Below are 3,143 nucleotides of genomic sequence, written 5' to 3'. Positions count from 1 at the left end.
GAGGCCGCTGCGTTCGACGCGGTGAGGGAGACGGTGTAGGTTCCCGCCTTGGTGTAGATGTGCTCCGGGTTCTGAGCAGTGTCGGATGAGCCGTCCCCGAACTTCCACAGCCACGAGGTCGGATTGCCGCTGGAAAGGTCACTGAAGCTCACGGTGAGCGGGGCGTTGCCGGTGGTCGTCGAACTGGTGAAGTCGGCGATAAGCGGGAAGTTGTAGGTCTGGGTATTCACCTGCTCGACATTGCCATTCGTGTCCAGCGCGAAGTATTTCAGCGTGGTGGTCGACGAGATGGTCAGCGGCGCCGTATAGACCGCGGAAGCGGTGGTCGGGTCCGAGCCGTCGATGGTGTAGTAGATGGTCGCCGACCTGCTGGGGGTCAGCGTCACCGTCTGGGTGCTGGTGTAGGTCCCGCCGAAGGGGGAAGCGGTGGTCATGGGCGGAGCGGGCGGCAATTGGTTGACGTTGAAGAAGCTGACGCGGACGGGCGTGTTGCGCTGATAGCTGGTACCGTCCCCCAACTGGCCAAACCAGTTTGCCCCCCAGGCCCACAGGGCGCCGTCGCTCGTCTCGGCTACGGCATGAAAACTCCCGGCCGTCATGCCGACCACTGTCGAAAGCCCCTGCACCTGGACCGGAAGGGTCTGCCTGGCGGTGTTGCCGGTGGCCAGCTGGCCGTAATCGTTATTCCCCCACACCCAGAGCGTTCCGTCAGTCCTGAGGGCCATGCTGAACCCGTGCCCGGCGGCGATGGCGGTAACCCCGCTGAGGCCGGGGACGGCCTGCGGGGTCCAACGGTCGGTCAAGGTGCCGTCGCCGAGCTGGCCGGAGTCGTTCATCCCCCAGGTCACCACCGTGCCGTCATCTTTCAGCGCCACCGTGTGCTCGCCCCCCGCGGCAATGGCCACCACTCCGGCCACCCCGTTCACTTGGCCGGGGGCGAGGGTCTGAGGGAACTGGGCGGGATCGAGGCCGGTCTGCCCGTGGGCGTTGTATCCCCAGGCCCAGACGGTGCCGTCGTTTTTGAGTGCCAGGGAGTGCGCCGAGCCCGCGGCCACGGATAAGAATCCGCTGGTATCGGGCAGAGCCGTGGGGGCCACCGGACTATCCGGCGTTCCAATGCCCACCTGGCCGGCCGAGTTATCCCACCAGCCCATTAGGCTCCCGTCGGCCTTGACCCCCAAGCCATGCGAGGTACCCAGGGCCACGTCGACCATCTCCGCAAGCCCCGGGACGCTTATCGGGTGGTCGGAGCCGGTGTAGAAGGTCCCCCCCATGTTGACCAGGGCGTTTGAACCCCAGTTATAGATGTTGCCGTCAACGCCGATACCGGCGCTCGAGTAACCGTTTTTGGCGGCAACGACCTTGGCCATGGGCGGTGCCGGTACCACAATCGGAGACTGGATCTGGGAGGCGCCGGGGATGCCGACCTCCCCGTCCATGTCGTTCCCCCAGCCCCAGAGGGTGCCGCCGAAGAGGGCCAGAGTGTGACCGAATCCCGCCGCCAGGGAGGCTTTGGGAGCGATCCTGGCGAAGTTGGCGGTGACCGGGGTATCGGCAGTCAAGGTGACGGTACAGGCGCCGGTACCGCTGCAGCCCCCGCTCCATCCCGTGAAGGTGGCGCTGGGACTGGACTGAGCCGTCAGGGTCACCGGGGTGCCCGGGCTGTATTCACGGACGCAGTTTTGGTCGTAGCAGATGTCGGGATAGAAGGGATCGGCCCCTTCAGGGATGAATCTCACCCACCCTACCCCGGTCCCCGCTTTCTGGTACGAGATCCTGGGGCCATGGACGAAGGTGGCCGTTACCTCCTTCGACTGGTCCGCCAGCACGGTGCAGGCCCCGGTCCCGCTGCAGGCCCCTCCCCATCCGGTGAAGACGGAGGTTCCGGTGACAGCCGCGGTGATGGTAACCGTGGTGCCGGCATCGTAGTACTCGGCGCAGCTTCCGAAACAGGTCGATCCCGGTGCGAAGCTGACGCGCCCGGCTCCATCCCCGAGACGGGTGTAATTGAGGGAGATGGGCTTGTGATCGAAGGTGGCGCTGACCAGCTGCCGCTGGTCCATGGTTACGATGCAGGCCCCGGTTCCGCTGCAGGCGCCTCCCCATCCGGTAAAGACGGAGTCTCCCTCCGGCACCGCCGTGAGGGTCACCACGGTCGCCGGGTCATAGAAGCGGCTCGAACTGCTGGCAAGGGCTCCCCCCGGGGCAAGCCTTACCGTCCCCGCCCCGGTCCCCTGCCTGGTGTAATCGAGGGAGACCAAGGGTACATCATGACTGTACTTGATTACGGCGAGGTTCCAGTCGTTCCTGCTGCTGACCACGATCTCGCCGGAGGGCCCGATGGCTATGGCATCTCCGTAATCGCGACGGCCGGTATCGGGCGTCATGGACCACAGGACATTGCCGTCGGCATCGTACTTCAGGATCATGAAGTCGCTTCCACCGTACGGAGAAAAAAGGCCGCTGCCGGTGACGTAGACCCGGTCCATACCGTCCAGCGCCAGTCCAGTGAACTTCGTGCCTTTACCGGCACTGTATGGCTTGTTCCAGAGGAGATTACCGGCGGCATCGACCTTCATCAGGTAGCCGGTCAAGGGTGCGGTCATGGAAGTCGCCGCGATGTAGATCTCCCCCCTGGAGTTGACCGCCACCTCCTGTCCGGTCGCGTTGACCCCGTTATCGTAGGTCTTGTACCACAAAAGGTTCCCGGCACTGTCGTACCTGGCCAGCATCACCTTCTGCGTGGAGGTCCCTTCGTAGCCGGTCAGGTAGATGCTGCCGCCGGCGTCGATGGTCATGGACCGCTTGGTATTGATAGTGGAAAGCTGATGGTCCCTGGTCCACAGCTCGTTGCCCGCACCGTCATACTTGATGATTTCGACAGAGGTCATGACATAGACGTTGCCGGCAGCGTCGGTAACCACGTCCTTGTTCATGGATGCTGGGCCATCCTTGCGCCAGAGTTCGTTCCCGTCACGGTCGAACTTCAGCAGCCAGTTGCGGCTTGGGCTCCCGGTTTTGCCTGCCGCGTAGACATTGCCGTCCAGGTCCGCGGTGACTGCGTACAGGTTATCAAAGGTCTCCAGGCTGAAGGTCTTCGCCCAGAGCTGGTTCCCGGCGGGATCGTACTTGACCAAACTTGG

Annotated in this window: 1 protein-coding gene; it reads right to left on the bottom strand. The window is 64.0% G+C overall.

The window, feature by feature from the left end:
• Nucleotides 1-3,143 (bottom strand): RCC1 domain-containing protein (locus AC11W3_RS17420; protein ID WP_484093446.1); only part of this gene is annotated, 3,143 nt, incomplete at both ends.

It is taken from the genome of Geomonas sp., assembly GCF_056994735.1.
The sequence above is the reverse complement of the archived record's forward strand: the minus strand, read 5'-3'. Positions and strand labels throughout refer to the sequence as shown.